This is a genomic window from Psychrobacter sp. CoH-33_TS_01, from assembly GCF_058189395.1.
Genome location: NZ_JBVGQI010000069.1, coordinates 1 through 259, shown reverse-complemented (window position 1 = coordinate 259; position 259 = coordinate 1). Strand labels below are relative to the sequence as shown.

Annotated in this window: 1 protein-coding gene; it reads right to left on the bottom strand. The window is 72.2% G+C overall.

Annotated features, from left to right (window positions below; genetic code table 11):
• Nucleotides 1–259 (bottom strand): TonB-dependent receptor plug domain-containing protein (locus ACZ2XM_RS15580; protein ID WP_490619027.1); only part of this gene is annotated, 259 nt, incomplete at both ends.

Below are 259 nucleotides of genomic sequence, written 5' to 3'. Positions count from 1 at the left end.
CGGGAACGTGACGCCGATCGCGCCGTACGGGCGCACGCCGTCGTAGAGCTGCGTGACCGACGACGCGCCGACGAAGCCGCGCGCGGCGAGCTCCGAGTTGCCGTTGCCGGGATGCGGCGATGCGCTGATGCCGGCGGCGCGGCTCACGGCGTCGATGATCGAGTTGTCGCCGCGCGTGTCCAGCGTAGCGCGGTTGATCTGCTCGACGCTCGCGGGCGTTTCGAGCGGCGACAGCCCGAGATGGCTGCCGGTGTCGAGC